Source organism: Candidatus Allofournierella excrementavium (assembly GCF_048526665.1).
GTDB lineage: Bacteria > Bacillota > Clostridia > Oscillospirales > Ruminococcaceae > Allofournierella_A > Allofournierella_A excrementavium.
On the sequence record NZ_DBGFPE010000002.1, the window covers coordinates 1 to 1,421 of the forward strand.

Genomic DNA, 1,421 nt, shown 5'->3' on the forward strand with positions numbered 1-1,421 from the left:
TAGCCGGCGTGGGTCTGCTGGAGCTGGCTGAAGCGGTTGAGGACCGCCCGGCCCAGAATGCTGGCCAGCAGAAGCCCCAGCGCCTGCCAGGCCGGGGCGGAGTCTGTGGAGCCGCCCACGAGGGCCAGCACCACCACATAGATAGCCGCAATCTGGAACATATGAAACACCGCGTAAAAGAAGCCTAAAATCATGGACTTCCGGATATTGCCCTGTTCCTCGCCGGCAAAGTGCCAGATTTTTTTCAGAACGCCGATCATGCCTGTTCTCCCTCCTTTGCGCCCATGTGAGCCCGCCACATCTCTTGATACAGCGGGCAGTTTTTCAAAAGTTCTTCGTGGGTGCCCGCATCCTGGATGCGGCCGCCATTGACTACCACAATCTGATCCGCTCCCGTGATGGTGCTGAGGCGGTGGGCGATGACCAGAACGGTCTTTCCCGCCACCAGCTTACCCACGGCCTGCTGAACAACAGCTTCGTTCTCGGGGTCTATGTAGGCGGTCGCCTCGTCCAGCACCACAATGGGCGCGTCTTTGAGCATGGCCCGGGCGATGGCGATGCGCTGGCGTTCGCCGCCGGACAGATGGGCGCCGCCTCCGCCCACCACGGTGTCGTAGCCGCGTTCCAGGCCCCGGATAAAGGCGTCGCACCCGGCGGCCTTTGCCACGGCCTCCACCTCGGCGTCGGTGGCCGCCGGGCGACCCATGCGGATATTTTCCCGGATGCTCTCGTCAAAGAGGTAGTTGTCCTGGGAGACAAAGGCCACCTGGTCATAGAGCTGCTTCAGTGGGACCCGCTTCAAGTCTTGTCCGCCCAAGGTGATGGAGCCGGAGGTTACATCCCAAAAGCCGGCGATCAGCTTGGCGATGGTGGACTTGCCCGAGCCAGAGGGCCCCACAAAGGCGGTCATGCTCCCGGCGGGAATGGTGAGGGACACATCGTGGAGCACCTCCTTGTCCGCGTGGTAGCCGAAAGACACATGGGAGAGCTTGATGTCCCGGCCCCGGAACTCCACCGACGCTTCCCCGTGATCCTGCTCCGCCCCGTTCAGGATGGCGTCCACCGAGCCCACGATGGTGCCCACTTTGGCAAGGCTGTCCACAAAGTCCATAGCGGCCAGCAGAGGCCCGGCAATGCCCAGGGACAGGACGATGGTGGTGATAAAGGTCTCGATGGGCAGACTCCCTCCGGTGTAGAGAAGCCAGCCCACCGGCAGAATAGTAATCATGGTGGTAGGTGAGATGGCACGGGCCAGAGAGACCGGCATCTGGCAGCTCTTCATCCAGTGGTAGAAGTAGGAGGCGTTGGCCTTTACGCTGTCGGAGAAGCGGGCATAGGACTGCTTGCCCTGGTTGAACGCCTTGATGACCTCAATGCCGCCGATGTACTCCACAATGGCGCTGTTCATGGCCTGGGTGGTC

1 protein-coding gene and 1 pseudogene are annotated in these 1,421 nt (G+C 61.8%); both read right to left on the reverse strand.

Features of this window, described 5'->3' with window-relative positions:
- Window positions 1–260 (reverse strand): annotated as a pseudogene (locus ACMI1Q_RS00275) (ABC transporter ATP-binding protein); the annotation flags it as partial.
- Window positions 257–1,421, reverse strand: a 1,165-nt coding sequence (locus ACMI1Q_RS00280) for an ABC transporter ATP-binding protein (protein WP_419502395.1), incomplete at its 5' end; no start/stop codon positions are given. The pseudogene ACMI1Q_RS00275 and the gene ACMI1Q_RS00280, both read right to left, overlap by 4 nt.